This is a genomic window from Salinicola sp. MH3R3-1, from assembly GCF_001937155.1.
GTDB classification, from domain to species: Bacteria; Pseudomonadota; Gammaproteobacteria; order Pseudomonadales; family Halomonadaceae; genus Salinicola; species Salinicola halophyticus.
In genome coordinates this window covers 1-2,066 of sequence record NZ_MSDP01000050.1, presented here as the reverse complement: position 1 = coordinate 2,066, position 2,066 = coordinate 1, and the positions used below count along the sequence as shown (strand labels likewise).

Below are 2,066 nucleotides of genomic sequence, written 5' to 3'. Positions count from 1 at the left end.
ACAGCGCTGACGCTCAGGATGCCGCCATCGACATCGCTGTCGTTGGCCAACACGCCCTGGGCCGCGGCGATATTGAGAGTAGCGTTCTCGCCCGTGCTGCCGGTATCAGCGACGGCCACCGGGGCGTCGTTGGTGCCAGTCACCGTTACGGTCAGCGTCGAGGTGACGGTGCCGCCTTGGCCATCGCTGACGGTGTAGCTGACTTTAGTGGTGTCGGTCTGACCCGCGGCCAAGCGATCGAACGCAGTACCCGGATTGAAGCTGTAGGAGCCATCCGCGTTCAGCGTGAAGGTGCCGCCGTTGGTGCCAGTGATGGCCTGCCCCACGCTATCTGTTACGCCGTTGGCCGCGCTGACGCTCAGCGTGCCGCCATCGACATCGCTGTCGTTGGCCAGCACACCCAGGGCAGCGTTGATATTGAGAGTAGCGTTCTCGCCAGTGCTGCCGGTATCAGCGACGGCCACCGGCGCATCGTTGGTACCGGTGACGGTAATGGTGACCGTCTTCGGTGCACTGACGCCGCCGTCGTTGTCGGTGGCGGTGTAGCTGAAGGTGATGTCGCGGCTCTCGCCGGCGGCGAGACTGTCGAAGTCGGCACCCGGCGTGAAGGTGTAGGAACCGTCGGCGTTGAAGTTCAGCGTTCCGTTGCCCTGACCCACGCCAGTGTCGAGCGCATAGCCGGCGATCGTCCCATCGACATCCGATGCTGCCGGTACCTGCCCGGTCAGCACCGTGTTCTCTTCTGTCGTGGCCGCAGCCGCCTGAGCCACCGGCGCATCGTTGGTGCCGGTTACGGTGATGGTGACGGTCTTGGGTTCGCTCACTCCACCATCGTTATCGGTGGCGGTATAGCTGAAGGTGACGTCGCGGCTCTCGCCGGTAGCCAGGCTGTCGAAGTCAGTGCCCGGGGTGAAGCTGTAGCTACCGTCGGCGTTGAAGCTGAGGCTACCATTGCCTTGGCCCACGCCAGTGTCGAGCGCGTAGCTGGCGATAGTGCCATCGACATCCGATGCCGCCGGAACCTGACCGGTCAGCACCGTGTTCTCTTCTGTCGTGGCCGCAGCCGCCTGAGCCACCGGCGCATCGTTGGTGCCGGTTACGGTGATGGTGACGGTCTTGGGTTCGCTCACTCCACCATCGTTATCGGTGGCGGTATAGCTGAAGGTGACGTCGCGGCTCTCACCCGTGGCCAGACCGTCGAAGTCGGTGCCGGGAGTGAAGGTGTAGCTGCCGTCGGCGTTGAAGCTCAACGCGCCATTGCCTTGGCCCACGCCGGTGTCGAGCGCGTAACCGGCGATCGTCCCATCGACATCGGTCGCTGCGGGGACCTGGCCGCTGAGAACAGTGTTCTCGCCAGTAGTCTGAGTATCAGCGACGACCACCGGCGCATCGTTGGTGCCGGTCACGGTAATGGTGACCGTCTTCGGTGCACTGACCCCGCCATCGTTATCAGTGGCGGTGTAGCTGAAGGTGACCTCGCGGCTCTCGCCCGCGGCGAGACTGTCGAAGTCAGCACCCGGCGTGAAGGTGTAGGAACCGTCGGCCTGGAAGCTAAGGCTACCATTGCCCTGACCCACGCCAGTGTCGAGCGCGTAACTGGCAATCGTGCCGTCGACATCACTCGCCGCCGGCACTTGGCCGGTCAGCATAGTGTTCTCGCCGGTGGTCCGGGTATCGGCGACGGCGACCGGCGCATCATTTGTGCCGGTGACAGTGATCGTCACCGTCTTCGGTGCACTGACGCCGCCGTCGTTATCGATAGCGGTGTAGCTGAAGGTGACGTCGCGACTTTCGTCGGCAGCCAAAGCGTCGAAGTCGGTGCCGGGGGTGAAGGTGTAGCTACCGTCGGCGCTGAAGCTCAACGCGCCATTGCCTTGGCCCACGCCAGTGTCTAGCGCGTAGCTGGCTATCGTACCGTCAACATCGGTCGCTGCCGGGACCTGACCAGTCAGCGCGGTGTTCTCACCGGTGGTTTGGGTATCAGCGACGGCGACCGGCGCATCGTTGGTGCCGGTCACGGTGATCGTCACCGTCTTCGGCTCACTCACGCCGCCGTCGTTATCGGT

At 64.0% G+C, this 2,066-nt stretch carries 1 protein-coding gene; it reads right to left on the bottom strand.

Annotated elements, in window-relative coordinates:
- On the bottom strand, nucleotides 1-2,048 hold a 2,048-nt coding region (locus tag BTW08_RS18135; RefSeq protein ID WP_139313717.1), incomplete at its 3' end, for an Ig-like domain-containing protein.
- Between the last annotated feature and the right edge of the window lie 18 nt (nucleotides 2,049-2,066).